Annotated in this window: 30 protein-coding genes; 14 read left to right on the top strand and 16 right to left on the bottom strand. The window is 63.7% G+C overall.

Annotation, left to right across the window (positions count from 1 at the left end):
- Positions 1 to 7 precede the first annotated feature (7 nt).
- Entirely contained in the window at positions 8 to 952 is a 945-nt protein-coding gene (locus AAC023_RS02055) for a hypothetical protein (protein WP_339737608.1), read from the top strand.
- Positions 949 to 1,857 (top strand): MBL fold metallo-hydrolase, encoded by a 909-nt coding sequence (locus tag AAC023_RS02050; protein ID WP_339737606.1) that lies wholly within the window; start codon positions 949 to 951, stop codon positions 1,855 to 1,857. Before AAC023_RS02055 ends, AAC023_RS02050 begins: the two co-directional genes overlap by 4 nt.
- On the opposite strand, the gene AAC023_RS02045 is transcribed toward AAC023_RS02050, so the two are convergent.
- Entirely contained in the window at positions 1,848 to 2,654 is an 807-nt protein-coding gene (locus AAC023_RS02045) for a DUF1499 domain-containing protein (protein ID WP_339737604.1), read from the bottom strand. The two genes, AAC023_RS02050 and AAC023_RS02045, sit on opposite strands and share 10 nt — an antisense overlap.
- 25 nt (positions 2,655 to 2,679) lie before the next feature.
- Positions 2,680 to 3,348 carry a pyridoxamine 5'-phosphate oxidase gene (gene pdxH, locus AAC023_RS02040; RefSeq protein ID WP_339737603.1) on the bottom strand — a complete coding sequence of 223 codons (669 nt, stop codon included), beginning with the start codon at positions 3,346 to 3,348 and terminating at the stop codon, positions 2,680 to 2,682.
- Positions 3,349 to 3,436: 88 nt separating this feature from the next.
- Between pdxH and AAC023_RS02035 the strand changes: the two genes are divergently transcribed.
- The 4 genes from AAC023_RS02035 to AAC023_RS02020 all read left to right on the top strand — a co-directional run bounded on the left by AAC023_RS02035 (position 3,437) and on the right by AAC023_RS02020 (position 7,549).
- Positions 3,437 to 3,943, top strand: coding sequence for a hypothetical protein (locus AAC023_RS02035; RefSeq protein ID WP_339737601.1), 507 nt, complete (start codon positions 3,437 to 3,439; stop codon positions 3,941 to 3,943).
- A gap of 47 nt (positions 3,944 to 3,990) precedes the next feature.
- Positions 3,991 to 5,082 carry a chorismate synthase gene (gene aroC, locus AAC023_RS02030; RefSeq protein WP_339737599.1) on the top strand — a complete coding sequence of 364 codons (1,092 nt, stop codon included), beginning with the start codon at positions 3,991 to 3,993 and terminating at the stop codon, positions 5,080 to 5,082.
- 108 nt (positions 5,083 to 5,190) lie between these two features.
- Complete coding sequence (locus tag AAC023_RS02025; protein WP_339737597.1) at positions 5,191 to 6,651, top strand: hypothetical protein; 1,461 nt, start codon at positions 5,191 to 5,193, stop codon at positions 6,649 to 6,651.
- Between the two features lie 190 nt (positions 6,652 to 6,841).
- Positions 6,842 to 7,549 carry a hypothetical protein gene (locus tag AAC023_RS02020; RefSeq protein ID WP_339737595.1) on the top strand — a complete coding sequence of 236 codons (708 nt, stop codon included), beginning with the start codon at positions 6,842 to 6,844 and terminating at the stop codon, positions 7,547 to 7,549.
- Positions 7,550 to 7,568: 19 nt separating this feature from the next.
- Here AAC023_RS02020 and AAC023_RS02015 read toward each other — a convergent pair whose 3' ends face one another.
- From AAC023_RS02015 to AAC023_RS01955, 13 genes are all read right to left on the bottom strand, one after another.
- Entirely contained in the window at positions 7,569 to 8,306 is a 738-nt protein-coding gene (locus AAC023_RS02015; protein WP_339737593.1) for a TlyA family RNA methyltransferase, read from the bottom strand.
- Positions 8,306 to 8,761 carry a GNAT family N-acetyltransferase gene (locus AAC023_RS02010; RefSeq protein ID WP_339737591.1) on the bottom strand — a complete coding sequence of 152 codons (456 nt, stop codon included), beginning with the start codon at positions 8,759 to 8,761 and terminating at the stop codon, positions 8,306 to 8,308. The genes AAC023_RS02015 and AAC023_RS02010 overlap by 1 nt, the downstream gene beginning before the upstream one ends.
- Before the next feature lie 14 nt (positions 8,762 to 8,775).
- Entirely contained in the window at positions 8,776 to 10,701 is a 1,926-nt protein-coding gene (gene dxs / locus AAC023_RS02005) for a 1-deoxy-D-xylulose-5-phosphate synthase (RefSeq protein ID WP_339737589.1), read from the bottom strand.
- A gap of 15 nt (positions 10,702 to 10,716) precedes the next feature.
- Positions 10,717 to 11,604: a polyprenyl synthetase family protein gene (locus AAC023_RS02000; RefSeq protein WP_339737587.1), complete on the bottom strand. Its 888-nt coding sequence runs from the start codon at positions 11,602 to 11,604 to the stop codon at positions 10,717 to 10,719.
- Between the two features lie 107 nt (positions 11,605 to 11,711).
- Positions 11,712 to 12,056 (bottom strand): tRNA-binding protein, encoded by a 345-nt coding sequence (locus tag AAC023_RS01995; protein ID WP_339737585.1) that lies wholly within the window; start codon positions 12,054 to 12,056, stop codon positions 11,712 to 11,714.
- Positions 12,057 to 12,060: 4 nt separating this feature from the next.
- Positions 12,061 to 12,309 carry an exodeoxyribonuclease VII small subunit gene (locus AAC023_RS01990; RefSeq protein WP_339737583.1) on the bottom strand — a complete coding sequence of 83 codons (249 nt, stop codon included), beginning with the start codon at positions 12,307 to 12,309 and terminating at the stop codon, positions 12,061 to 12,063.
- 60 nt (positions 12,310 to 12,369) lie between these two features.
- On the bottom strand, positions 12,370 to 12,972 hold the full coding sequence (locus AAC023_RS01985; RefSeq protein WP_339737581.1) for a histidine phosphatase family protein: 603 nt from the start codon (positions 12,970 to 12,972) through the stop codon (positions 12,370 to 12,372).
- A gap of 65 nt (positions 12,973 to 13,037) precedes the next feature.
- The gene (locus tag AAC023_RS01980; RefSeq protein ID WP_339737579.1) at positions 13,038 to 13,973 is read right to left on the bottom strand and encodes a histone deacetylase family protein; all 936 of its coding nucleotides are present in this window, start codon (positions 13,971 to 13,973) and stop codon (positions 13,038 to 13,040) included.
- 71 nt (positions 13,974 to 14,044) lie between these two features.
- Positions 14,045 to 14,917, bottom strand: coding sequence for an NAD(P)-dependent oxidoreductase (locus tag AAC023_RS01975; RefSeq protein WP_339737577.1), 873 nt, complete (start codon positions 14,915 to 14,917; stop codon positions 14,045 to 14,047).
- A gap of 44 nt (positions 14,918 to 14,961) precedes the next feature.
- Positions 14,962 to 15,741: a signal peptidase I gene (lepB, locus tag AAC023_RS01970; RefSeq protein ID WP_339737575.1), complete on the bottom strand. Its 780-nt coding sequence runs from the start codon at positions 15,739 to 15,741 to the stop codon at positions 14,962 to 14,964.
- A 1-nt stretch (position 15,742) separates the two neighbouring features.
- Positions 15,743 to 16,507, bottom strand: a complete 765-nt coding sequence (lepB, locus tag AAC023_RS01965; protein ID WP_339737573.1) for a signal peptidase I — start codon at positions 16,505 to 16,507, stop codon at positions 15,743 to 15,745.
- On the bottom strand, positions 16,504 to 16,824 hold the full coding sequence (locus tag AAC023_RS01960) for a YbjQ family protein (protein ID WP_091765926.1): 321 nt from the start codon (positions 16,822 to 16,824) through the stop codon (positions 16,504 to 16,506). Before AAC023_RS01960 ends, lepB (AAC023_RS01965) begins: the two co-directional genes overlap by 4 nt.
- A complete protein-coding gene (locus AAC023_RS01955) occupies positions 16,821 to 17,063 on the bottom strand; it encodes a hypothetical protein (protein ID WP_339737570.1) in 243 nt (80 codons plus the stop codon). The genes AAC023_RS01960 and AAC023_RS01955 overlap by 4 nt, the downstream gene beginning before the upstream one ends.
- A 220-nt stretch (positions 17,064 to 17,283) precedes the next feature.
- Between AAC023_RS01955 and AAC023_RS01950 the strand changes: the two genes are divergently transcribed.
- From AAC023_RS01950 to AAC023_RS01940, 3 genes are all read left to right on the top strand, one after another.
- Positions 17,284 to 17,667 carry a hypothetical protein gene (locus AAC023_RS01950; RefSeq protein ID WP_339737568.1) on the top strand — a complete coding sequence of 128 codons (384 nt, stop codon included), beginning with the start codon at positions 17,284 to 17,286 and terminating at the stop codon, positions 17,665 to 17,667.
- A 209-nt stretch (positions 17,668 to 17,876) separates the two neighbouring features.
- Positions 17,877 to 18,131, top strand: coding sequence for a GlsB/YeaQ/YmgE family stress response membrane protein (locus AAC023_RS01945; RefSeq protein ID WP_339737566.1), 255 nt, complete (start codon positions 17,877 to 17,879; stop codon positions 18,129 to 18,131).
- Positions 18,132 to 18,311: 180 nt separating this feature from the next.
- On the top strand, positions 18,312 to 18,437 hold the full coding sequence (locus AAC023_RS01940; protein ID WP_339737564.1) for an entericidin A/B family lipoprotein: 126 nt from the start codon (positions 18,312 to 18,314) through the stop codon (positions 18,435 to 18,437).
- A gap of 121 nt (positions 18,438 to 18,558) precedes the next feature.
- Here AAC023_RS01940 and AAC023_RS01935 read toward each other — a convergent pair whose 3' ends face one another.
- The gene (locus tag AAC023_RS01935; RefSeq protein WP_339737562.1) at positions 18,559 to 20,319 is read right to left on the bottom strand and encodes an acyl-CoA dehydrogenase; all 1,761 of its coding nucleotides are present in this window, start codon (positions 20,317 to 20,319) and stop codon (positions 18,559 to 18,561) included.
- Positions 20,320 to 20,450: 131 nt separating this feature from the next.
- Between AAC023_RS01935 and AAC023_RS01930 the strand changes: the two genes are divergently transcribed.
- From AAC023_RS01930 to AAC023_RS01910, 5 genes are all read left to right on the top strand, one after another.
- A complete protein-coding gene (locus tag AAC023_RS01930) occupies positions 20,451 to 21,062 on the top strand; it encodes a YceI family protein (RefSeq protein ID WP_339737560.1) in 612 nt (203 codons plus the stop codon).
- Positions 21,059 to 21,640, top strand: coding sequence for a cytochrome b (locus AAC023_RS01925; protein ID WP_339737558.1), 582 nt, complete (start codon positions 21,059 to 21,061; stop codon positions 21,638 to 21,640). Before AAC023_RS01930 ends, AAC023_RS01925 begins: the two co-directional genes overlap by 4 nt.
- Before the next feature lie 5 nt (positions 21,641 to 21,645).
- Entirely contained in the window at positions 21,646 to 22,194 is a 549-nt protein-coding gene (locus AAC023_RS01920; protein WP_339737556.1) for a YceI family protein, read from the top strand.
- Positions 22,195 to 22,232: 38 nt separating this feature from the next.
- Positions 22,233 to 23,183, top strand: a complete 951-nt coding sequence (locus AAC023_RS01915) for an L-threonylcarbamoyladenylate synthase (protein WP_339737554.1) — start codon at positions 22,233 to 22,235, stop codon at positions 23,181 to 23,183.
- 13 nt (positions 23,184 to 23,196) lie between these two features.
- On the top strand, positions 23,197 to 24,632 hold a 1,436-nt coding region (locus AAC023_RS01910), incomplete at its 3' end, for an FAD-binding oxidoreductase (RefSeq protein WP_339737552.1).

Raw genomic sequence — 24,632 nt, 5'->3', positions numbered from 1 at the left:
CATAGCTATGCACCGCGCGCTTTGGTGGAGGGATTTCCAGTTCGAGGGAGGCGTGGTCACGGTCAAGAAGACCGGTGCGCGCCTGCGTCTCGGACCGGGATTGATCGGCGAAGTCCTGTCCTGGCTTCCCTTCTATCTTGTCGTCGAAGGCTGGCGCTTGCGCCGACCGTCCCGTTCTGGGCCGAAAATCTGGTTCGCCCCCGACCGGCCGCGGCCCTGGTATCTGATCTGGTCTGTGCTCCACTTCGCCGGTGCGCGAATCGCGAAAACCGCGGGCGAGGCCGACGCCGTTTTCTGCTTCGATGATTCCACCACCTGTTCTGCCCTGGAATGGCCCTCCGGCGCGCGGGCCATCAATCGCCACTGCCAGAGCATCGCCAAGAGCCATGTCGGCACCGTGTTCGAGCGGTGCTTTGGCTACCCGCTGAATGTGGATCCGGCCCGTTTCACCGGCCAGCTGGTCCGCAAGTCGGAAGCCAATGGCGCCCATGACGGCCGCATCGTCGAGGCGCCCTGCGTCGCCGAGCCCGGCTTCGTCTATCAAAAAGTGATCGACAATTCGATCGATGGCGGGCTGGTCGAAGACCTGCGCTGTCCCACGATCGGCGGTCAGATTCCGCTCGTCATCCTCAAGCGCCGGCCGATCGGCAAGCGGTTCGCGAATTCGAATGCAAGCGTCGAAGTCGTCGAGAGCCAGGCCGTGCTGAGCGCGGCGGAACTGGGCAGCCTGGCCGATTTCGCCCGCGCCATGCAGCTTGACTGGGGCGGGCTGGATGTGTTGCGCGACAAGGCTGATGGCCGGCTCTACGTGGTCGACGTCAACAAGACCGATATGGGACCGCCGATTGCCATGGCGATGGATGACAAGATACGGGTCACCAAACGGCTGGCGGCTGCCTTCCTGGACTTTCTGCGCCCGGTGCCCGCCATGGACCCACGAAGACGCTCATGACTCAAATTCCCTTCCAGCAAAAACTCGATGTCGAGTACGGCGTCTGTGAGACACTCTCGCCCATGATCCGGCGCGTCACAGCGCCCAATCCAGGCCCTTTCACCTATACCGGGACCGGCGTCTATATCATCGGGCATGGCGAGGTCGCGGTGATCGATCCGGGTCCGTTCGACCCCGTGCATGAGGCAGCCCTCGACGCGGCGCTGGCCGGCGAGCGTGTCAGCCATGTCCTTGTCACCCATCATCATCTCGACCACTCCCCGCTCGCACATCCGCTGGCGGCGAAGCATGGCGCCAAAGTCTATGGCTTCGGCGCCCAGAACACCCTCCCGGCTGGCGGCGAAGTGCGTCTTGAAGCCGGCGACGATGTTGGTTTTGCGCCCGATATCGAGATTTCCGACGGTCAGGAATTCAACGGGCCGGGCTGGACGGTCGAAGCCCTGCACACGCCCGGCCACACCTCCAATCATGTCTGCTATGCGCTGAAGGAAGAAAACGTCCTGTTCAGCGGCGACCATATCATGGCCTGGTCGACCAGCGTGATCAGCCCGCCCGACGGCCATATGGGCGATTATCTCAGAGAGCTCGCGCGCGTGCGCGACCGCGGCTTCACGCGGCTCTGGCCGACCCACGGACCAGCGGTTGAAAGCCCGGACACATTCGTTCAGGCCTATATCGATCACCGGTTGAAGCGTGAGCAGCAGATTGTCGACACCCTCGCCTCAGGCCCGCAATCTGTCCCGCAAATCGTCGCCATCATCTACACACATGTCGACAAGCGCCTGCATCCCGCGGCGGCGCATTCGATTCTCGCCCATATGATCCACCTGATCGAAACCGGGCATATCGAATGCGAGGGCGAGCCCAGCCTGACGAGCCTCTTCCAGCTGCGCGATCAGGGTTGAGCCGCCTCCAGCGACTCGAGAAAGCCCTGCACCCGATCCGCATTGCGGCCCAGATCATGGACCGGCTGACGCGCCATTGAGCGAATATCGACCAAGCTGCCGCCCGCCGGACCGGGTCTCACCCGGACCACGATATCGTCCCGAAAGCCGAACCAGAAACTCTCGGCCCCCGCCTCCAGCATTCCGGCTTCGGCCGAGGCGGTGCTGACGCGCCAGCCCTGCTCGCGCGCGAGCTCGAGGGCGCGGGCAAAGGCGCTGTCTGCCGCTTCATCCAGATGCAGCGTCCCGATCGCGGGATAGCGCGCTGCCTGCAGCGCGGGCAGGCTCTGCCCGTCCGCCGCGGCCTTGCCCGCATAGGTGAGACTGGCATCGAGATCCGAGCGCCGCGCTGTAAAGGCGGCGGAGAAATGCGGCGGGTCGCTGAAATCGGTCGTCACGTCGAGGACTGCCGGGGCCGCGGCTTTACGCGCCTCGACCTGCAGGCTCAGAGCCAGCCCCGCCAGAGTGATCAGCGACAGGGCGACCGCGCTGACCCAATTGCCATAGCCCTGCCGGGCCAGCACGCGATAGAGGGTGAGCGCGCCCAGCGTCAGCAGCCCGGTCACCAGGCCGGCCAGCAGGAGTCGCAGGCCCCAGACCTCGGTCATTGCGCTCAAGCCGGTCTGCCAGCCCCAGAATTCCCACTTGGTCCCGAATGCCGCCAGCGCAAACCAGACGGGCGTCAGCAGCAGCAATAGCGCGCAAAGCGCGACCGCGATATCGATCGCCATTCGCAGGATTTCGATGAACCGAGTCATGTCTGCCCCTCATTGCTGTCCTTGATCATGGGTATAGCCGATTGGTAGTCCATGGCGAGGCCGGATCGGCGCGTGTAAAGACAAGGCGGTCGTGCAGCCGGAAAGGCCTGTCGCGCCAGAATTCGATCGCTGTCGGCCGCAGGCGAAAGCCGGACCAGTGTGCTGGCCGTGGCACTTCGCCGAGACCAAAACGGGCAGCCTCGCGCGCCACCGCCTTTTCGAGCGCGAAGCGGCTCTCGAGCGGGCGCGACTGTGTCGAGGCCCAGGCGCCAATCCGGCTATCGCGGGCCCGGGAGGCGAAATAGGCATCAGCCTCGGCCGCATCGACCGGCTCCACCGCACCGCGCACCCGCACCTGCCGCCGCAGCGACTTCCAGTGAAAGCACAGGGCGGCGCCGCGATTGCCGGCCAGTTGCTGCCCCTTGGCGCTGCCCAGATTGGTGTAGAAGACAAATCCGCCCTGATCGACATCCTTCAAAAGCACCATCCGGACATCGGGGAAACCGTCCGCATCGACCGTTGCCAGGGACATCGCGTTGGGGTCATTGAGCTCTTTCTTCTTTGCGTCGACCAGCCATTCGGCAAACAGCTCCAGCGGCTCATCGCGATCAAAAATCTCGACCGCATTTGCTTCATTGGTCCGGGCATAGGCCGCGGCATCCGGACTTGGCGGAATCAGCTTCTTGTCGGTCATCGCTCAAACTCCCAGGGCAAGATGCTTTCCTACGCCCGTTGCCAACGGCGTCAACCTTTCAGGAATCTTCTTGCGCTATCGAAGCAGGATGACATCGCGCGTTCTGACACTTGCTGCAGCCTATGCTGCGTTCGGCCTCGAGCCGGGCGCCGGGCTGATCGCAGCCAAACGCAAGTTCCGCGACGAGGTCAAAACCCTGCATCCCGACACCACCGAGCCAGGTCCGGAGGCGCTGTCCAGGCTCGCCGCCATCGTCGAGGCGATCCGGCATCTCGAAAAACACCTGCCCGCCTGTATGGAGATGGAAATCAGCTCCGAGCAGGCCCGGCGTGGTTTGACCCGTTCCCTGCGTTCGGGTGATCGGACGATTATCGTGCGCATCCCGGCCGGTGTGGCCGATGGCAGCTGCCTGCAGGCCGTTGGCGAGCCGGATATCAGCGTGCAGATCCGGATCATCACCCTGGCCACCGGCACAGCGAAAACCCCCGACCCCGCAGATTTCGAACCCCTCGATGATTTCATCGAGGCGTTTTCGCGTCCCTCGGCGAATGCCCGTTTCGCGCGCTGGATTCGCAAGGCACAGTCGGCCGCGTGACGCCGGGCCTTTCGCCGACTATGCTCTGAAAAAAGCTTGGATCGGCTATGTCACACAACACTTTCGGACATTTATTCAGGGTCACCACCTGGGGCGAGAGCCACGGGCCGGCGATCGGTGCCGTCATCGATGGCTGTCCGGCCGGAATTCCGTTGAGCGAAACCGATCTCCAGCCCTGGCTCGACCTGCGCCGGCCGGGTACATCACGGCATGTCACCCCGCGCCAGGAACCCGACCAGGTGCGCATCCTGTCCGGCACATTCAGCGATGACCGCACCGGCGGACCGGTCACGACCGGCACGCCGATCAGCCTGATGATCGAAAACCAGGACGCGCGCTCAAAGGATTATGGCGATATCCGCGACAAATGGCGGCCAGGTCACGCTGATTATACCTATGATATGAAATATGGCGTGCGCGATTACCGCGGCGGCGGCCGGTCCTCGGCCCGCGAGACCGCCTCGCGCGTCGCGGCGGGCGGGGTCGCACGCAAGGTGCTCGGCGACGGGATCTCCATCCGCGCCGCCCTGGTCCAGGTTGGCGCGCGCCAGATCGACCGCACGCGCTGGGATTGGGATGACGTGTCCGGCAATCCGTTTTTCTGCCCCGATGCCGCCACGGCCGAGCTCTGGGCGGCCGATATGGACACCCTGCGCGCCGAGGGTTCATCGACGGGCGCCATCGTCGAAGTCGTCATCTCCGGCCTGCCCGCCGGGTGGGGCGCGCCGGTCTATGCCAAGCTGGACAGCGAAATGGCCGCCGCCATGATGACGATCAATGCGGTCAAGGGCGTCGAGATCGGTGCCGGCTTCGCCTCGGCGGCGATGCGCGGTGAAGAGGCTGCTGACGAAATGCGGATGGGCGAGGATGGCCCGGTTTTCCTGTCCAACCATAATGGCGGCGTGCTCGGCGGCATCTCGACCGGCCAGGACCTGGTGGTCCGCTTCGCCGTCAAGCCAACCTCCTCGATCCGCATCGAACGGCGCACGCTCGACCGCGATTTCGAAGAGACCACAATCGAGACTCGCGGACGTCACGACCCCTGTGTCGGCATCCGCGCCGTTCCGGTCGGTGAAGCCATGGCAGCGATCGTTCTGGCCGACCAGAAATTGCGCCATGCCGGCCAGTCGGCCTTCTGACTCATCAACATGAAGGGCGCGTTCATCCCCGGCTCATCAAGATTTGGTTAACCTCCTCCAGACTGGGGCGAGGATTCCCGGAACGCCGACATGAAGGAGCCTCCGACGATGACAAAATTCAGCCTGCTCACTGCCACGGCAGCCGCGCTGATCTTTCTGCCTGGCCTTGCATTTACCGATGCCGCTGAAGCGCAGAGCCGCCAGGAACGCAATGGGTCTGGCCGATCTGTTTCCTCGGAAGAACAAAACCCGCGACGGACCCGTTCCGAAAACCGCAATCGCGGCAATCAACAGGCCGAGCGCCGCTCGAACGCATCGCGCCCGTCCGCGCAGCCTGCCCGAAACCGCGGCGGCCAGCAGGCCGCGGCGCCAAGCCGGCAGGACAATAGCCGCGGCGAGGCCCGCCCGCCCGCAAGCCGCTCCGACCGCAGTTCACCACGCGGTGACCGGGTCCAGGATCGCCGGTCGGACCGCAATGCTGTGCGCAGCAATCGTGGCGATGGCGCGCCGGGGCGCGGCGGCCCGGTCATGGACCGGACCGATCCTCGCATCCAGCCAGCGCCGGTCCGGGGCAGCAGCAGACGTGACACAGACACCCGCCGCTCCGACTCCCACCCCGGTAGTAATGGTAGCAGCCCACGCACCCGTTCCGGAACAAATCGTCCCGGCGCGCAAGCGGGCCGCGATGGAGCGTATAACCCCCGCGGACCCAGAGCAGGATCCTCCCGCCCCGACACACGTCCGGGTCGCGACAGAGTCGATAATCCACGCGGACCGAGATCCGGGACCACCCGTTCCGGCTCACGCCCGGGTCGCGATGGCGCCTATAACCCGCGGAGTCCGAGAGCCGGCACCAGCCGTCCCGCCCATAATCCGCGCGGCCCAAGAACCGGTTCCAGCCGTCCCGGCTCCCACGATTACCGTCCGGGCCGGGACCGCGTCGGCTATCGCAATGATCGCCGCCGCCAGGAATACGCCCAGCGCCGCCACTCATTCTACCGCTCCGACCACCGCAGCGATATTCGCTGGGTCCGGCATCTGAATGTTGGCTGGAATAATTCGCGCTATTACGGCCATTACGGTCCATCGACCCGGTGGCGGTATAATTCCCGCTATTATGACCATGGCTATAACACCCGCCAGTTCGCCTATTACGACCGGGCCTGCCACTATCAAAGCAATGGCAATGGCACGGCAGTCGGTGCCATTCTGGGCGCAATCATTGGCGGCGCAGCGGCCGATGGCGACAATGTCGGGGCCGGAATTCTGCTCGGCGCCGGTTTCGGTGCCGTGCTCGGCAGCGCGGTCAGCCAGCTCGATGATTGCGACAAGGTCCAGTATCAATATGCGATGAATTACGCCTTCGAGAACGGGCAACCCTATTACTGGGGCAATCCCTATTCCGGCGTGCGCGGCAGTATCGTGATCCGTGACAGCTATGCCTATGGCAATACGGAATGCCGCTGGGGCGATGCCGAGATCTATATGCCGGACGGTACGTTCAGCTATGACCAGGTCCGGATGTGCCGGGATGCCTATGGCGACTGGGAAGTCGCCCGGCAGCAATAATCCGTCACGACGCTGATCAGACAGGGGCCGGACCGCCAAGGACCGGCCCCTTTTTCTGCTTGCGGCCCCGGGGCCTCAGGCACTAGCCTTGCAGGACGGCACAGACCGTTCATCCCCGGCTCATCGGTCCGCCATTACGGTATGGGTGAAAGTCGGGTCAGAAATGGCCCGCCCACGCCAGGAGACTGACATGAAAATGCTGACAACCGCCCTGCTCGCCGCCACAGCCTTCGCTGTCGTGGCGCCGACCACCTCCGCCCAGGCGCAGGCTTACGGCAATTGTGAATCCGATCGCCAGGGCCGACAGGTCGCCGGCGCGATCATTGGCGGTATCCTTGGCGCGGTGATCGGCAATGAACTGGCCGATGACTCCAATAACCGGCCCGAATACCGCCGCGGTGGCCGCGGCCATCACAATCCTTATCGCGGGCGCAATTACCGCGATGACCGTGGCAATGCCGAAGAAGTCGGCACGATTGCCGGTGCCGGTGTCGGCGCCCTGATCGGGGCGGGAATTGCCGGCAGCGGCGATCCGTGTGGCCCCGCTCGTACGAGCCGCGGCTTTGACGATTATGAAGCCTATCCCGGCAAGCCCGGCTATGCTGATAACAGCTATCAGGACCAGGGCTATCGTGGTTATCCCACGCAGGGCTACCGCGATGACGGCACCGATTATGGCTATGTCGAGGGTTATGATTCGCGCTCCACGACGCAATTGATCGGTGGTGCCCAGACCAGTCAGGATGCCCGTATCTACAATACCGGCTCCCAGGACTGGAATTGCGAATGGACCTCGAGCCGGCGCATGGGCGAGTACGGCCAGACCGTCACCGAGCAAGTCTATATGTGCCAGGGCAATGATGGCATCTGGCGCCCCTACGACACCTACATTCAGTAATCACTGATCCGTTTCGCGATCACTCCGGATCGATCATCCGGCGGGCGGCGATCAGGTATTCCTGATTGCCGTCCCCGCCCTTCACCGGGCTCTCCATGACATCGCGGACGCAAAAATCCGCGAGCCCGTCCAGCGCCGATCGGACATCCGCGACCGCCCGGTCGCGCTCCCTTGCGCTTTTCACCAGCCCGCCGCGTCCGATCGCTGCCCTGCCGACTTCAAACTGCGGCTTGATCAGCGCGACCAGATCCGCCCGGTTTGCGGCCAGGGACATCGGATTGGGGATGACTTTCAACAATGAAATAAAGCTGGCATCGCAGACGATCAGCGATGGCGGCTCGGGCAAATCCACCCGCGTCAGGGATCGCGCATCCACCCCCTCCATCGAGATCACCCGGGCATCCTCGCGCAAGCTGGGATGCAGCTGGCCATGTCCGACATCGACGGCATAGACCCGCGCCGCACCGCGCTGCAGCAGGACCTGGGTAAAGCCGCCGGTTGATGACCCGACATCGAGACAGGTACGCCCCGCCGGATCGACACCAAAATGGTCGAGCCCGGCGACAAGCTTGAGCGCTGCCCGCGATACATAGGGATGGGCCGGACTGGCCAGCACGACAGCGCCCTCGGCGATTTTCTGGGACGGTTTGGCGACGATTTGCCCGTCAGCGCTGACCATGCCGGCGGCAATCGCTTCCTGCGCCTTGGCGCGAGTCTCGATCAGGCCATGCTGGACGAGATAAAGATCGGCCCGCATCACAACACGACCCGGTAGCGGCATTTTTGCAGGATGCCATGCTCGTACATCACATGATCCACCGGGATATTGATGGTCTCGACCAGCTGCGCGCCCAGTTTCTCACACACGCGCCGCGAGGCCAGGTTTTCCGGATTGCAGGTGATCCAGACCGCGTCATAGCCCAGATCCCGCATCAAATTGAGCGCCAGACGGCAGGCTGCGGTGACATGGCCGCGGCCCCGAAAGGCCGGATAGATCTCATAGCCGATCTGGCCGAAATGGCGCGTCAGATCCTCGCTATCGCCAAGCCGGATCCGGATTTCGCCAATCGTCTGCCCGGCCACTTCGATCAGATAGCTCAGAATGGGCGCATTCACCGGCGGCTGCGGCTCGAGATGGCCCGCCAGCCGGATCACAACCCCTTCGCCGCTCAGCGCCTCCGGCGGCATCGCCATCCGGTTGATCGCCATCATCGTCCCTTCGCCGCCTATTCGGCCAGCATCGGGGCAATCACGGATTTGGCGGCGTCCTGATTGCGGCCCAGCGCTTCCAGCGCCGTTGCAGCAATGTGACGGGCATTGAGACCGGCCGTGTCATACATCTTGAAGGGCGTATCATGATCCTGGAACACATCGGGCAAGGTCATGGTGCGAATTTTCAAACCGCTATCGAGCACGCCGCGTTCAGCGAGAAGCTGCAGCACGAAAGCACCAAATCCGCCCCGCGCGCCTTCCTCGACCGTCACCAGGACCTCGTGCTCCCGCGCCAGGCGCAGGATGAGATCTTCATCGAGCGGTTTGGCAAAGCGGGCATCGGCCACGGTGGTGGAATAACCCTGGGCACCGAGCGCATCCGCCGCCTTGAGCGCTTCTTCCAGCCGCGTGCCCAGCGACAACAGGGCGATGCTCGTGCCCTCACGGACAATTCGGCCCTTGCCGATCGCAAGCGGTTCGATCACGGCCGGCATCTCCAGGCCAAGACCATTGCCGCGCGGATAGCGGAAGGCAGACGGACCATCATCAATCCCCGCCGAGGTCGCGACCATGCGCGCGAGCTCAATCTCGTCGGCGGCCGCCATCAGCACCATGCCCGGCAGGGCGCCGAGATAACCGACATCGAAGGAACCGGCATGGGTGGCGCCATCGGCCCCAACCAACCCGGCGCGGTCGATCGCGAAGCGCACCGGCAGGCCCTGAATAGCGACGTCATGCACCACCTGGTCATAGCCACGTTGCAGGAAGGTCGAGTAAATGGCCGCGAAGGGCTTCATGCCGTCGGCAGCGAGACCGGCCGCGAAAGTGACCGCATGCTGCTCGGCAATGCCGACATCAAAACAGCGATCAGGAAAGCGTTTGGCAAACAGGTCGAGTCCGGTGCCGCCCGGCATGGCTGCGGTTATCGCGACGATGCGGTCGTCAGCTTCAGCCTCGCGGATCAATTGCTGCGCGAACACCTTGGTATAGGCGGGCGGGCCGCTGGCAGCCTTTTGCTGTTCGCCGGTGACAACGTTGAATTTGGCGACGCCGTGATATTTGTCATCGGCCGCCTCGGCCGGGGCATAGCCCTTGCCCTTCTGGGTCACGACATGGATCAGGACCGGTCCGTCATCGCCGTCGCGGATATTGCGCAGCACCGGCACCAGCTGGTCGAGATCATGGCCGTCGATCGGACCGACATAGCGAAAACCCATTTCCTCGAACAGGGTGCCGCCCATCGCCATGCCGCGCATGTATTCCTCGGCCTTGCGCGCCGGACCTTCAACACCGATCGCCTTGGCGACGCCCTTGCCGATCTTGCGCAATGAACGATAGCTCTTGGAGGAGACCAGGCGAGCAAAATAATGGCTCATTGCGCCGACCGGCGGCGCGATCGACATGTCGTTATCGTTGAGAATGACGATCAGGCGCTTGTCGAGCCCACCGGCATTATTCATCGCCTCATAGGCCATGCCGGCCGACATCGAGCCGTCACCAATCACGGCGATGACATTATTGCTCTGCCCCTTCAGATCGCGTGCGACCGCGAAACCGAGGGCTGCGGAGATCGAGGTCGAGGCGTGGGCAGCGCCAAATGGATCGTATTCGCTTTCGGAGCGCTTGGTGAAGCCTGACAGGCCCCCGCCCTGGCGCAATGTCCGGATCCGGTCGCGGCGGCCGGTGAGTATCTTGTGGGGATAGCATTGGTGCCCGACATCCCAGATCAGGATGTCTTCGGGCGTGTTGAAGACATGGTGCAGGGCGGTCGTCAGTTCGACCACACCCAGCCCGGCGCCCAAATGGCCGCCGGTCACCGAGACCGCACTGATCGTCTCGGCACGCAATTCGTCCGCCACCGCGATGAGCCTTTCGCGATCGAGATTTCTCAGATCGGCGGGCGCGGCGATACGGTCGAGATTGGGCGTGCTAGTCGTCATGCGATTACCGGCCTTTCAGGAGTGGCGATTGATAACATAATCAACCGCTTCTCTAAGAGTGTCTGCCCGCGCGCCAAACGGCTCGAGATGATCCTTGGCCTGCGCTGCCAGATGCTGCGAACGATCCTGCGCGCCCTCAACCCCAAGAATGGTGACAAAGGTGGCTTTTCCTTGACCGGCATCCTTGCCGACCGCTTTTCCCGTGTCGGCTGCGCTTCCCGTCGCGTCGAGCAAATCGTCTGTGATCTGATAGGCCAAGCCGAGATCATGGGCAAATCCCTCAAGCGCCCGTCGGATTTGCGGCTCGACATCGCGCAGGATGTAGGCGGTCTCGGCGGCATAGCTGATCAGGGCACCAGTCTTCATCCGGTGCATGCGCGTGACGATCGAAATATCGAGTTCCTGGCGTTCGCCAAGAATGTCGATCATCTGCCCGCCAACCATGCCATAGGGGCCACAGGCGCGCGACAGACGCTCGACCAGGCGAGCGCGCACACTGCCGCGATTATGGGTGTCGGGATGGGCGAGAATTTCGAAGGCGACCGCCTGCAGCGCATCGCCGGCCAGCACCGCCGTCGCCTCGTCATAGGCGCGGTGCACAGTGGGCCGGCCCCGGCGCAGATCATCATCATCCATACAGGGCAGATCGTCATGGATCAGCGAATAGGCGTGAATGCACTCGAGCGCCGAGGCGACGCGCAATAATCCGCGTTCGTCGGCATTCACCAGCCGTCCGCATTCCATCGCCAGGAAGGGGCGCAGGCGTTTACCCGGTCCGAGTGCCGCATAGCGCATCGCCGAATTGAGCTGGCTCTCCGGGCCTTCGGCGCGGGGCAGGAGGGCATCAAGCGCGACCGTCACCCGGTCGGCGGCCTCATTCAGGCGTTGCTCGAAACTATCCATCACCCTCGCCTGCCCTGTTGCTTCTGGCCCATTGCTGCCGGCCTGGCGGTTCCGGCCTGTCCCGCCCGTTTCATGACTGCCCCGTTCAACCGGCCGGGCAAACCAGCTCAGTGAAGGCGGGATCCGTCCGGTACAGCCTGATCGGGAGTCATCAGCACGATCTCTCCCTTGCCATCAGAAACGCCGAGAGTCAGCACTTCAGAGCGCATCGGGCCGATTTGACGCGGTGGAAAATTCACCACTGCGAGCACTTGCTTGCCGACCAGGCTTGCAGGCGTGTAGTGCGTTGTGATCTGGGCCGAGGATTTCTTCTCGCCAAGCTCGCCGCCAAAATCGATCCAGAGCCGGATTGCCGGCTTGCGCGCCTCGGGAAAATCGGCGGCGCGCACGATCGTTCCGATCCGGATATCGAGCTTGAGAAAATCCTCGATCGTCGCGTTCGAACCTGTCACCGGATCAGTCCAGCCCCGCGGGCTCGAGCGCCGGCTTGCCGTCCTCGCCGCGAACAATCTTCTCGACCTTCAGCTCGGCATCTTTCAGCTTGCCATCGCAATGCGCCCGCAGCGCGGCACCGCGCTCATAGATCGCGATCGAGCGTTCGAGCTCGACTTCGCCGGACTCGAGCTGCTGGACAATCGCTTCCAGCTCGGCCAGCGCCTGCTCAAAGCTCATGGTCTCGATATCGGCATTGGGTGTGTCGGGCATCACGACTCTCCTGCAAGGTCTGCAACATAGGCAGCCGCCTGCCGGGCGGCAATTGCGCAATTAGCGCGGACGGTATTCATAGCGGCGGAAGGACCAGTAATTGTCGCCGCCATCGCGCACACACCGCCAGCCCAGCGCCCGCAGATGCGGCCGCATCATCCGGTTGAACCAGCCATGGGCGCACAGCAGGACAGGCCCTGATTGCGCCGCCTCGACCAGGGTATGTGCAGCGAGGGCAGCGCGTTTTTCCGCATCCTTGCGGCTTTCACGGCCGCGCGAGAAGCCGAGCCACCAGGAGGCGCGGGCAAACACGCCCCAGGTCTTGGCCATGAACCGTCCGGACATGGCCGGCGGTGGCAATTCGGCTTCGATGAAACAGGCATTGATCACCAGTTCGCGGCCCGGCGCGGCGGCACGCGCCGTCTCGATCGCCCGCGGCAGTGTACTGGCGAACACGGTTTGTGCCGCAGCCGCAGCGGCGACCAGATCGGCCGGCGGCACCTGGCCGGCCTGCAGGCCGGCAGGCTGATAGCATCCATCCCACCAGGCCTCATAGCCACGCCAGTCGAGCACGGTTGTGCGATCGGCATCGGGCTTGCCATGCCGGGCAATGGTGATCGGTCCCGGTATTGACGGGGAAGGCAGGATTTCAGATTTGGACATTGACCGGCAGGCGGGGTCCGACACACTCAGCCGGTGCGCCCCGTCGCGACCTGCCTGACCAGATTTCACGCGTCGACCAGAGCCTGCACAAAGGCAGCCGCCGAGCGACCGAGCGCGGGGCAGTCGTATCCGCCCTCCAGCACGGAAACAAGCCGCGAGGACGCAAATTCTGCGGCGAGCCCTGCCAGCGCCGTGGCCGCCCAGGCAAAATCCGCCTCCAGCAGGGCCAGGCCGCCGGCCGGATCGCGCTCATGGGCATCAAATCCGGCGGAGACGAAAATGATTTCCGGCCGGAAGGCGGCCAGCGCCGGGCGGATCCGGGCTCCGAAGACCTCGCGCCAGGCGGCGCCGGCGGTCCCCGCCTTCAGGGGCAGGTTGACGACATTCCCGTTCAACCCCGTCTCCGCGGCCGCGCCGGTTCCGGGATAGAGTGGCGACTGGTGCAGGGAGGCGAAGAAAACGCGCTGATCGATCTCGGCCAGGCATTGCGAGCCATTGCCATGATGCACGTCGATATCGATGATCGCCACACGGGTCAGCGCATGGACCTCGATTGCGTGCAGGGCCGCGATGGCGATGGAGTTGAGCAGGCAAAAGCCCATCGCCCGGTCCGGCTCGGCATGGTGGCCGGGCGGACGGGCCAGACAGAAGGCGGCATCGGCTTCGCCCGCCATGATGCGGTCGACTGCGTCGATCGCGCCGCCGGCAGTCGCCATCGCCGCATCCAGGGATTCGCGGCAGACCTTGGTATCGAGATCGAGCGCGACCCATTCATCCCTCGCCCCAGCCGTAAGGCAGGCGGCGCGAACGCGCTCGATATAATCCGCAGTGTGAAAGCGTTCGATCGCGGTGATGGTGGCAGGTTTTGCCGCATGCCATACAGGCTGCGTCAATCCCGTCAGCGCCTCTCGGACGGCAGTATAGCGGCCCTCATGCTCCGGGTGACCGGGCGGAACGCGATGCATCCGGCTGGCCGGATTGTCGATGACCAGTGTTCTCATAGTGTCAGTCTGTTCTGATATTCAATTTGCCGCAAACCCTGCTAACCAAAACCACCTGGCCCCGCCCGGCCTCAATGCCCGAGCGATACATCCATGATTTTCACGCCCGGTGGTGCCGGGACATCATCCGGCACAAAGAAATCGGGCAGCAACTCAATGCCGGGCACATAGCTGTACTGTTCGAAATCGCGCTCGCCTTCATCATAGAGAAAGCTATCATCGATCAGGAAATTGCCGGTGAAGCTGGCCGCCGGCTTGTTCAGCACCCGGTAGGCCGTCTCGGCGAGAATTTCCGGCTTGCGGCAGGATTTCATCGCTTCATCATTGGCGAGGATATTGGAGATCGCCGCCGTCGCCACAGCGGTGCGTGGCCAGATCGCATTGGCCGCGATGCGGCCCTTGAATTCCTCGCCCCAGCCGAGAATGCACAGGCTCATCTGGTATTTGGCACTGGTATAGGCCACGTGCGGACCGAACCACATCGGTCGCATATCGAGTGGCGGCGACAGGGCGATGATGTGCGGGTTTTCCGCCTTCTCCAGCCAGGGCAGGCATTTTTGCGTCACCATGAATGTGCCGCGGCCATTGACCTGGTGCATCAGGTCATAGCGTTTCATCGGCACGTCGCTGGTGCCGCGCGGGAAAATCGCCGAGGCGTTATTGATCACCGCATCAATACCGCCAAAACGGTCCGCCGCAGCCGCGACAGCGGCCTCGACCTGGGCTTCGTCGCGGATATCGCATCTGACCGCCAGCGCCTTGCCGCCGGCCGCCTCGACGGCTTCAGCCGCTGAATGGATCGTGCCTTCCAGCTTGGCCTGCTCGGTGTCCGACTTGGCGGCGATGACGATATTGGCACCATCGCGGGCACAGCGCTCGGCGATTGCCAGGCCAATGCCGCGGCTGGCGCCGGTGATGAATATCGTCTTGTCCTTGAGGCTCATGGCGCTCTCCCGATCCGGTTTCCGGTGGGCAGGTTAGAGCGGTATTACAGCCAGTGCCAGACCCGTCCGGCCGGGCAATACAGCCCCGGCTCCGGGCGGCAGCGTGCAAAGGTGAAAGGCACCGTCTCGGCACGGCCGATGATATGCGATAATGGCACAAATCCGGGTCCGTCCGCTGCACGGCTATCGGTGGAATTGTCGCGATTATCGCCCATCAGGAAAATGCGGCCGGCGGGAATGATGACCGGCCCGAATTCGTCGAGATGCTGGTGGTCATCGCGCTCATAGATTTCATGGCTGAAGCCCTCCGGCAGGGTTTCGAGATAGTGCGCGACCTCGACGACTTCGGGATAGCCGTGCGCCTGCCGGTAATTGCGCCGGTCGACCAGTTCGCGCTCGACCGCGCCACCATTGATGTAGAGCCGCCCCTCACGCACTTCGATCTCATCGCCGGGCAGGCCGATGACGCGCTTGATCAGCGTCAGGTTCTGGCGCGTATCGCGCAGTACCACGACATCACCGCGCTCGGGCACGGCCCAGCCGACACGGCCGTCCCAGCTGTCGGGCAAACGGTCGCCGAGGCCGAGCGGCAGGGAGTGGCGCGAATAACCATAGGCCCATTTCGACACCAGTATGCGGTCGCCGACCTCAAGCGTCGGCTGCATGCTTTCAGACGGAATATAGAAGAAGGCGAAGGCCACGGAAGTCATCGCGAACCACAGGCCCGCAACGCCGCCGAGAAAATTCACGGCATCGCGCGCCTCGCCCAGACCGCGACGTGCCCAGCGCGGCAGACGCCGGGCCATGGCCTCCAGCCGGCTCATATCACAGACCCTGCCAGACACGCCCGCTCGGGCAGTAGAGACCGTCCTCGCGGCGGCAACGGGCGAAGGTGAACAACACGGTCTCGGCGCGTCCGACCACATTGGCCAGCGGCACCAGACCCGGTCCCGGCGAGGCGCGGCTGTCGCGCGAGGCGTCACGATTATCACCCATCACGAACACGGTTCCAGGCAAGACGGTCACCGGGCCGTAATTATCGAGCAGATGGGTATCATCCTGCTCATAGATGGGATGGCTGCGCCCCAGCGGCAGGGTCTCGGTGTAATGGGTGACCGTCTGGACGCGCTGGGTCGGGTGTTCGCGGAAGCTGCGAATATCCTCGAGCACGCGCGGCGGTGCCTCGCCATTGATGTAGAGGCGGCCATCGCGCACTTCGATGACATCGCCGCCGATACCGATAACGCGTTTGATCAGATTGCGCGGCGGGGATTGCCGCTCATCGCGGAAGACAACGACATCGCCGCGGCGCGGCTCCGACCAGGCCAGGCGTGCATTCCAGTTGTCCGGCAGCATATAGCCGACGCCGAGCGGCAGGGAATGCCGCGAATAGCCATAGGCCCACTTCGACACCAGCACCCGGTCACCGACTTCCAGGGAGGGCTGCATACTTTCCGAGGGAATGTGGAAAGCGGCAAAACCAAAGGTCACCAGTCCCAGCCATACGGCCGCAACTCCGACCAGGAAGCGGCCCGTCTCAATGATTTCATCGGCGGCACGGCCCGCCAGGCGTTTGACCAAAGGACTCATTTCAATTTCACCGCAGTTCCGTAAGCGAGGATTTCAGCCGTCCCTTCCATCACCGTCGAGGTGGCGAGGCGGAAAGTGATGATGGCATCGGCACCGAGTTCTTCGCCATGGCGCACCATGCGATCGAGCGCCTGTTCGCGGGTCTCGGAGAGAAGCTTGGTATATTCCGGCACTTCGCCGCCAACCAGATTGCGCAAGCCGGCGACAAAGTCGCGACCGAAAAAGCGGGCCCGGACCACATTGCCACGCGCCACACCGACGACGCTGTCGATCTCGCGGCCAGGTACCGTGTCGGACATTGTTACAATCAAACTCATTTCATTTCCCCATTGTCCCGGCGATCATCATCGCCATCATTACAGGTCTGCAAATATAACACCGCAATGCCCGCGGCCGGGGCCGCGACAATGGCGACCCAGCCGAGGCTGTAAGGATAGGCCAAGCGCCAGCCGACCGACAGTTCGAGCACCAGCAGGAGGAGATAAATCGCCATCCCGCCGGCCAGCAATGCCAGCCCGCCATGCTCGCGCACCCAGAATATCGCAGACTGAAGCATGGCGTCCTGCATCGTGTTACCGGTCCTGCCAGCCGCATACGCCGAATTCAGGGCGCAACCAAGGCCGCGACACCCCGGGGAGAAAAATTGCCGGGCCGCGTGACATGCTGGCCGCACTTTGAGGTCCCGGCGGCCGCGGCGCCATGGGGACCGTTGCGGGCCCATTCCCCCTTGGCCTGCACGCGCTGAACTGAGAGACTGTTATTGAAGGAGAGTGCCCATGTCACAGACGATTCTCGAGCCCGAAACCGACCGCACCGCCGATCGCGACGAACGCCTGATGGCCGGACTGGGCTATGTCCTGATCCTGCTTGGCAATATTATCGGCGTCACGACGTTGATCGCCGTCATCATTGCCTATGCCCGCAAGGACACCGCGCCCGGCTGGCTCAATACCCATTACGTGTTCCAGATCCGCACCTTCTGGGTCGCGATCTTCGGCATTATCGCCAGCACCGGCCTGATCATGACCCTGATCCTTTCCCCCTTCGGCTTTCTCGGCTTCGGCCTGGTCTGGCTCTGGGTGCTGATCCGCTCCATCGTCGGCCTGATCCGCCTGGTCGATGGCCGCGGCAATGGCGATCCGGAAAGCTATTGGGTATGAGGCGCTGAATAAGCCGATTGCGCGAACCCAGACCGGAAATTGCGAATATGTTCTCGGACCACGTGAATTGCTTTGCGTATCCTAGTGATATCGCCTAGATTGGTTGCTTGAAATGACCAATCGCTGAACGATCTGCAGGCTGGGCGTTTTGTTCGAAACTACCAATCCTTCGGACTGGTTTTCGATGCACCAATTGAAAGTTTGATCTCATGACCCTCACCGGATTGCTTATCTGGCTGTTCATCGGTGCCGTTGCCGGCTGGCTCGCCGGCCTTATCGTCAAGGGCTATGGCTTTGGCCTGCTCGGAAATATCGTGGTCGGCATTGTCGGCGCCTTCGTCGGCGGCTGGCTGTTTGGCCTGCTCGGCATCGCTGCCCTGCACGGCATTGTCGGTGCGATCATCGGTGCGACCATCGGCGCCGTCGCCGTCCTTCTCCTGCTCAGCCTGGTGCGGCGCGCCTGACGCGCGATTCCTGCCTGATCACCAACAGATCAGCTCGCCTCAAAACCAGGATTGAAGCGGCGTGAAGCCTGTCGGCATGCCCGAACTTCACGCACAGCGCTTTACCGTCATCGAGCGGATTACATTCGGTTTTGTGTTATGTTCAAAACGGTGACGATCACGCCACCATTGGAGAATCCCATGCGTATTCTAGCCATGATTATTTTCAGCTGCCTCTTCCTGGCCTCCTGCCAGACCATCAAGGGCGCCGGCCAGGACATCCAGGATGCCGGCGAAGTGCTCGACGACGCGATCCACGACGAATAGGCCTTAGCCACTGCCGCCGGGCCTCACGCCCGGTGGGCACACGGCCCTGCGCCCGGTTACTCCGGGCGCAGGGACCGCCTTGCCCCGGAAAACCAGCGCCTCCCGGGCCCCATCAGCCCCCTCAATCCAGCCCGAACCCGACATCGCTGATCATCTCGACGCCCATCGTGATGTCATCCACCCGCGCATGCGCCAAGGTCAGCACGGCTTCGCAATAGAAGCCGGCCAAAGCGATGCGTTGCGCCGCGAAGACCGGGTCGCCGAGCTTGTCCTTCTGGCGGCGGCGGGCGGCGACGGCGCCGATGCAGAGCATCCAGCCGCCGACAACCTCGCCAGCCAGTGTGAGAAAGGGTGTTGCCCCGGCGAGGACATCGGCCGGATCGGCTTCCGACATCCAGGTCGCGGCTTCACGCAGCGAGTCGAGGCCTTCCTCGAGGCGTTCACCGAGCAGCGGCAGATCAGGATGGCTTGAGGTCGAACAGGCTTCAATCGTCAATTCGATATCGGCATAGAGTTCGGTGAAGGCAGCGCCGCCCTGCATGTTGAGCTTGCGGCCAGCCAAATCCATCGCCTGGATCGCATTCGTGCCTTCATAGATCGGGGTGATGCGGGCATCGCGCAAATGCTGGGCCGCGCCGGTCTCCTCGATATAGCCCATGCCGCCATGGATCTGGATCCCCATCGAGGCGACCTCGACGCCGATATCGGTCGACCAGGCCTTGGCGATCGGGGTCAGTAATTCCTCGCGGCGCTTGGCGGCGGCGCGTTCATCCGCGTCCTCGGCATATTCCGACAGATCAGCCGCCACGGCGCAGGCCATGCAGATGGCGCGCGAGGCGGCGATCTTGGATTTCATCATCGCCAGCGAGCGCTGGATATCGGGATGCTGGATGATCGGGTGCGGGCCCGGGCCCTTGGCGTCGATCGCCTTGCCCTGCTTGCGGTCCTTCGCGAAGGCGAGCGCCTGCTGATAGGCGCGCTCGGCAATGCCGACGCCCTGGACGCCGACATTGAGCCGGGCCGAATTCATCATCGTGAACATGGCTTTCATGCCGGCATTTTCACCGCCGATCAGCCAACCTTTGGCGCCGGCATATTCCATTGTGCAGGTCGGTGAGCCGTGGATGCCCAGCTTGTGCTCCAGCCCGATCGCCTGGACGCTATTGCGGCTGCCATCATCAAGAATTTTCGGCACGATGAAGAGCGACAAACCCTTGGTCCCGGCCGGCGAGTCCGGCGTGCGGGCCAGCACGAGATGCAGGATATTGTCGGCGCAATCATGCTCGCCCCAGGTGATAAAGATCTTCTGGCCGGACACGGCCCAGCTGCCATCGCCATTCGGCTCGGCCTTGGTGCGAAGCGCGCCAACATCGGAGCCGGCCTGGGGCTCGGTCAGATTCATTGTCGCCGACCATTCGCCATTCAGGAGCTTGGGCAGATAGGCTTCGCGCTGCTCGTCCGTGCCATGCACCAGCAGAACCTCGATCGCGCCATAGGTGAGCATCGGCCCCAGGCCGAAAGCCATATTGGCCGATTGCACCATTTCCAGCGTCGCGACACCGAGGGCGCGCGGCAGGCCCATTCCACCAACCTTGGTCGGGAATTGCAGGCCTTGCCAGCCGCCCTCGACGAATTTGGCATAGGCTTGCCTGAAGCCCGTCGGCGTGGTGACGACGCCATTGTCGAGTTTGCAGTGCTCGGCATCGCCGGTTTTGTTGAGCGGGGCGAGCACGTCATTGGCCAGTTTGGCGGCCTCTTCAAGGATGGCGAGGGTGATATCATCGGTGAAGTCCGGGAAAGCGCCGGTGGCCTTCAGGACATCGACAGCGGCGACCTCGATCAGGGTAAAGCGAAGCTCGTCCACGGGTGCGCGATAGGTCATGCGATGTCTCCTGAAATCCGGGCCGCAGGATAGCGTGCGCGGCCAAACATGCGAGCGCGGAAACAGTGTTTTTTCGTCGCAGCGTGAAGATGTGGCTTTCCGGTCGCGCAGCAGGGTTTAGGGTGAGGCCCATGTTCGCCCGTACGCCCCTCGCCGTGATCCTGTTTGCGCTGCTGATCGCGGCGTGCGCGACACCGACCACCGACCCCCGGCGCCTGCCAGCGGGCAGCTGGGTTCTGGATGACGCCCATGCCAGCGTCATCTGGCGCGTACGCCATTTCGGCCTGTCCTGGTATACGGGCCGGTTCGACAGTCTTGCGGCCAGCCTCGATTTCGACCCGGCGAACCCGCAGGCCGCCCGGCTGACCGCGATCATCGACGCCGCCTCCATTTCCACCGGCAATGCCGGTTTCGACCGCGACCTCGCCAATGACTGGCTGCACGCGGATCAACACCCGCAAATCATCTTCACCAGCGAGCGGATCGAGCTGATCGATCCCACGCATGGCCGCGCCTTCGGTCATATTGCGATGAATGGCCGCACAATTGATGCGGTTATGGAGATTGAGTTTTACGGCGGGAGCTACAACATGCTGGCAGGCCGCGACACGATCGGATTCGGCGCCGACATGGTGATCGACCGCACGGATTTCGCAGTCGGCAGCCTGCCAGCCTCAATCGTTGGCACCGAGATACGCATTCATATTGAAGCCGAATTTCTGCGGCAGGGAGCCCCGTCATGACCGAGACCACACGCTATACTACTGTCGCCATCGTTCTCCATTGGGTGATCGGCATCCTGCTGATCGGCATGGTCTTCTATGGCTGGTATATGGAGGATCTGGGCCACGCCCTGCGCGATGGCACCGGCAATGTCAGCCTCGCCGAGGTCCAGTTCGCCTATAATGCCCACAAGACAGCCGGCATGCTGGTCCTGCTGCTCAGCTTTGGCCGCCTCGCCTGGCGCCTGATGCACAAGACGCCAGGCATGCCCGCCGGCATGAAGCCCTGGGAACAGACGGTCGCCACAGCGACACACTGGGCTTTCTATGGCCTGATGATCGGCCTGCCCCTGGTCGGCTGGGTCGCGGCCTCGACCTCCGAGCTGCCCACCATGCTGTTCAATAATCCCGACCTCATCCTGCCGCGCCTGCCGGTCTCGCAGGAGCACGGCTTCCACGAACTTGTCGGCAATATCCACGGCAAGGGTGCCTGGGTCTTGCTGATCCTGGTCGGCCTTCATTTCGCCGCAGCCATCAAGCATCAATTCATCGACAAGGACGGGCTGATGGCCCGCATGCTGCCATTCCTCAAAGGCTGAATATCATGACATTGCGTATCCTCACTGCCTGCCTCGCCCTGTGCCTGTCGCCAAGCCTGGCGGCGGCCCAGGACTGGAGCGTTGATCGCGAAGCCAGCTCGGTCGGTTTCGAAACCACCGCCTTTGGCGGGCCCGTCGCCGGCGAGTTTTCCGACTGGTCGGCGCAGATCACGCTCGACCCGGCCGCGCTGGAAACCGCACAGATCAGCGCCCGGGTGCAAACGGCGACCGGCGCGACCGGCAGCAATGGTGTCGACGAGCCCATGCTGGGCAGTGACGGTTTGGCACCGGAGGCGCATCCTCTGGCCCTGTTCGAATCCGGCGATATCCGCGCCACCGAAGCCGGCTATGACGCCCATGGCGTGCTGACCATTCGCAATGTATCCCGGCCGGTCATCCTGCCCTTCACGCTGGAGATCGCCAATGGCCACGCCATCGCCGATGCCCGCCTGACCATTGCGCGCACCGATTACGGCGTCGGTGCGCCGGGCTGGGGCACCACGGCGGCGAATGTGACGCTGGTGCTGCATATCGAGGCTGATGCGGCGGAATAGGCTTGCCGGGCGGCCCTTGCGGGCGCTAGCACAAATCCATGACCGCACCCGTCCTGCCTGCCGACAGCCCTGACGCCATTGCCCGCGCCGCCGCGATCCTGCGCGAGGGTGGCCTTGTGGGCATGCCGACCGAGACCGTTTACGGCCTCGCGGCCGATGCCAATAATGCCGCAGCGGTCGCCCGGCTCTATGCCGCCAAGGGCCGGCCACGCTTCAATCCGCTGATCGCCCATGTCTCCGGTATTGCGATGGCGAAGACGCTCGTGGCATGGCCCGACCTGGCCGATGAGCTGGCCGCTGCATTCTGGCCGGGGCCGCTGACCCTGGTCCTGCCCAAGCTTGGGGGCGCGCCGATCTGCGACCTCGCCAATGCCGGGCTCGACAGTGTCGCCATTCGCTCGCCGGGCCATGCCGGCGCCCGGGCCCTGCTCTCAGCCTTTGGCGGCCCGCTCGTCGCCCCGAGCGCCAACCCGTCCGGCGGCGTCAGCCCGACCACGGCGCGCCATGTCAGCGAAGGCCTCGGCGACAAGCTCGACCTCATCCTCGATGGCGGCGCCTGTGCGGTGGGTGTGGAATCCACCGTCATCGCCATTCTCGACGGCCGCGCCACCCTGTTGCGCCCGGGCGGACTGGAACGCGACCGCATCGAGGCCATCTCGGGCCCGCTTGCCACAGCCGGTCACGCCGATGCGCCGGCCAGCCCCGGCATGCTGGCGAGCCATTATGCACCGCACGCCGCGATGCGGCTCAATGCGCTCAGCGCCGGGCCCGGCGAAGCCCTGCTCGGTTTTGGCGCGATTGCGGGCGATCTCAATCTCTCAGCCACCGGTGATCTGGCCGAGGCCGCGGCGCGCCTGTTCGCTGCCCTGCGTGAAATGGACGCGCCCGGCCCGTCCTGTATTGCCGTCGCGCCTATTCCCGATGAAGGTCTGGGCGAAGCGATTAATGACCGCTTGCAACGCGCCGCCGCGCCGAGAGACGGTTCATGACAAGGACAGGCCCATGACCGAGACCCAGACCCAGACCATGACCGCTCCGCAAGCCCTCCCCGGCGATGTGATCGAACGTCTCAAGGCCGCGCTCGGTCCCAAGGGCTGGAGCCAGGACGCGAATGAAGTTGGGCCTCACATCACCGACTGGCGCGGCCGTTTCCAGGGCCAGACACCGATCCTGCTCAAGCCGGCCAATACCGCCGAGGTTTCCGCGGCCGTCGGGATATGCCACGAGGCCGGCATCGCCATCACGCCGCAGGGCGGCAATACCAGCCTGTGCGGTGCCTCGACCCCGCAGGGTGAGGTCCTGATCACGCTCAAGCGCATGAATGCCGTGCGCGAAGTCGACCCGGACAATGACTCGATGACGGTCGAGGCTGGCTGCATTCTGGAAAGCCTGCAAAACACCGCCGCCAATGCCGACCGGCTTTTCCCGCTGAGCCTCGGCTCGCAAGGCTCGGCGATGATTGGGGGGTTGATCTCGACCAATGCCGGCGGCGTGCATGTGCTGCGCTATGGCATGACGCGCGAGCTGGTGCTCGGCCTGGAAGCCGTCCTGCCCGACGGCACGATCTGGTCGGGCCTGACCGGCCTGCGCAAGGACAATACCGGCTATGATCTCAAACAACTCCTGATCGGGGCCGAGGGCACGCTGGGCATCATCACCGCAGCAACCCTGAAACTCTTCCCGCGCCCGGCAAAAATGGAACTGGCCTTTTGCGGCCTGAACTCGGTCGAGGACGCGGTCTCCTTCCTGTCCCTGGCCAAGAAAGTCTCTGGCGGTGCCGTCACGGCATTTGAAATCATGCCGCGCCTGGCGCTCGATTTCGTCCTCGCCTTCGTGCCCGGCACGCGCGACCCACTGCAAAGCTCACACCCCTGGTATGTGGTGTGTGAAATGAGTTTCGGCCGCGTCGAGGGCGCCCGCGCCACGCTCGAGGCGGCGCTTGGTGAGGCCTTCGAGGCGGAATTGATCAGCGATGCCGCGATTGCCGAGAATGAAAGCCAGGCCCTGGATTTCTGGCGGCTTCGCGAAAGCATTGCGCTGGCCGAACGTGGCCAGGGCACCGCGATCAAGCACGACATTTCAATCCCGGTCTCGAAAATGGCCGCCTTCATCGAGCTCGCCGGCGAGCGGATCAAGACGATCTTCCCCGACGGCATCGTCGTCGCCTTCGGCCATGTCGGTGATGGCAATGTCCACTACAATATTGTCGGCCTCGACGAAGCGACGCAGCAGGCGATGCTGGCCCGGGGCACTGCCATATCGAGCTGCGTCTATGACACGGTCGATGAATTCGGCGGCTCGATCTCGGCGGAACACGGGATCGGCATCCTCAAACGCGAGGAATTGGCGGCGCGCAAACCGGTCGATGTCGCCGTGATGCGGGCGATCAAACAGGCGCTGGATCCGAAGGGGATCATGAACCCGCGGGTTTTGCTGGG

Origin of the sequence: uncultured Maricaulis sp., from assembly GCF_963976135.1 — a bacterium.
GTDB lineage: Bacteria > Pseudomonadota > Alphaproteobacteria > Caulobacterales > Maricaulaceae > Maricaulis.
This window is presented reverse-complemented; position numbering and strand designations above follow the sequence as displayed.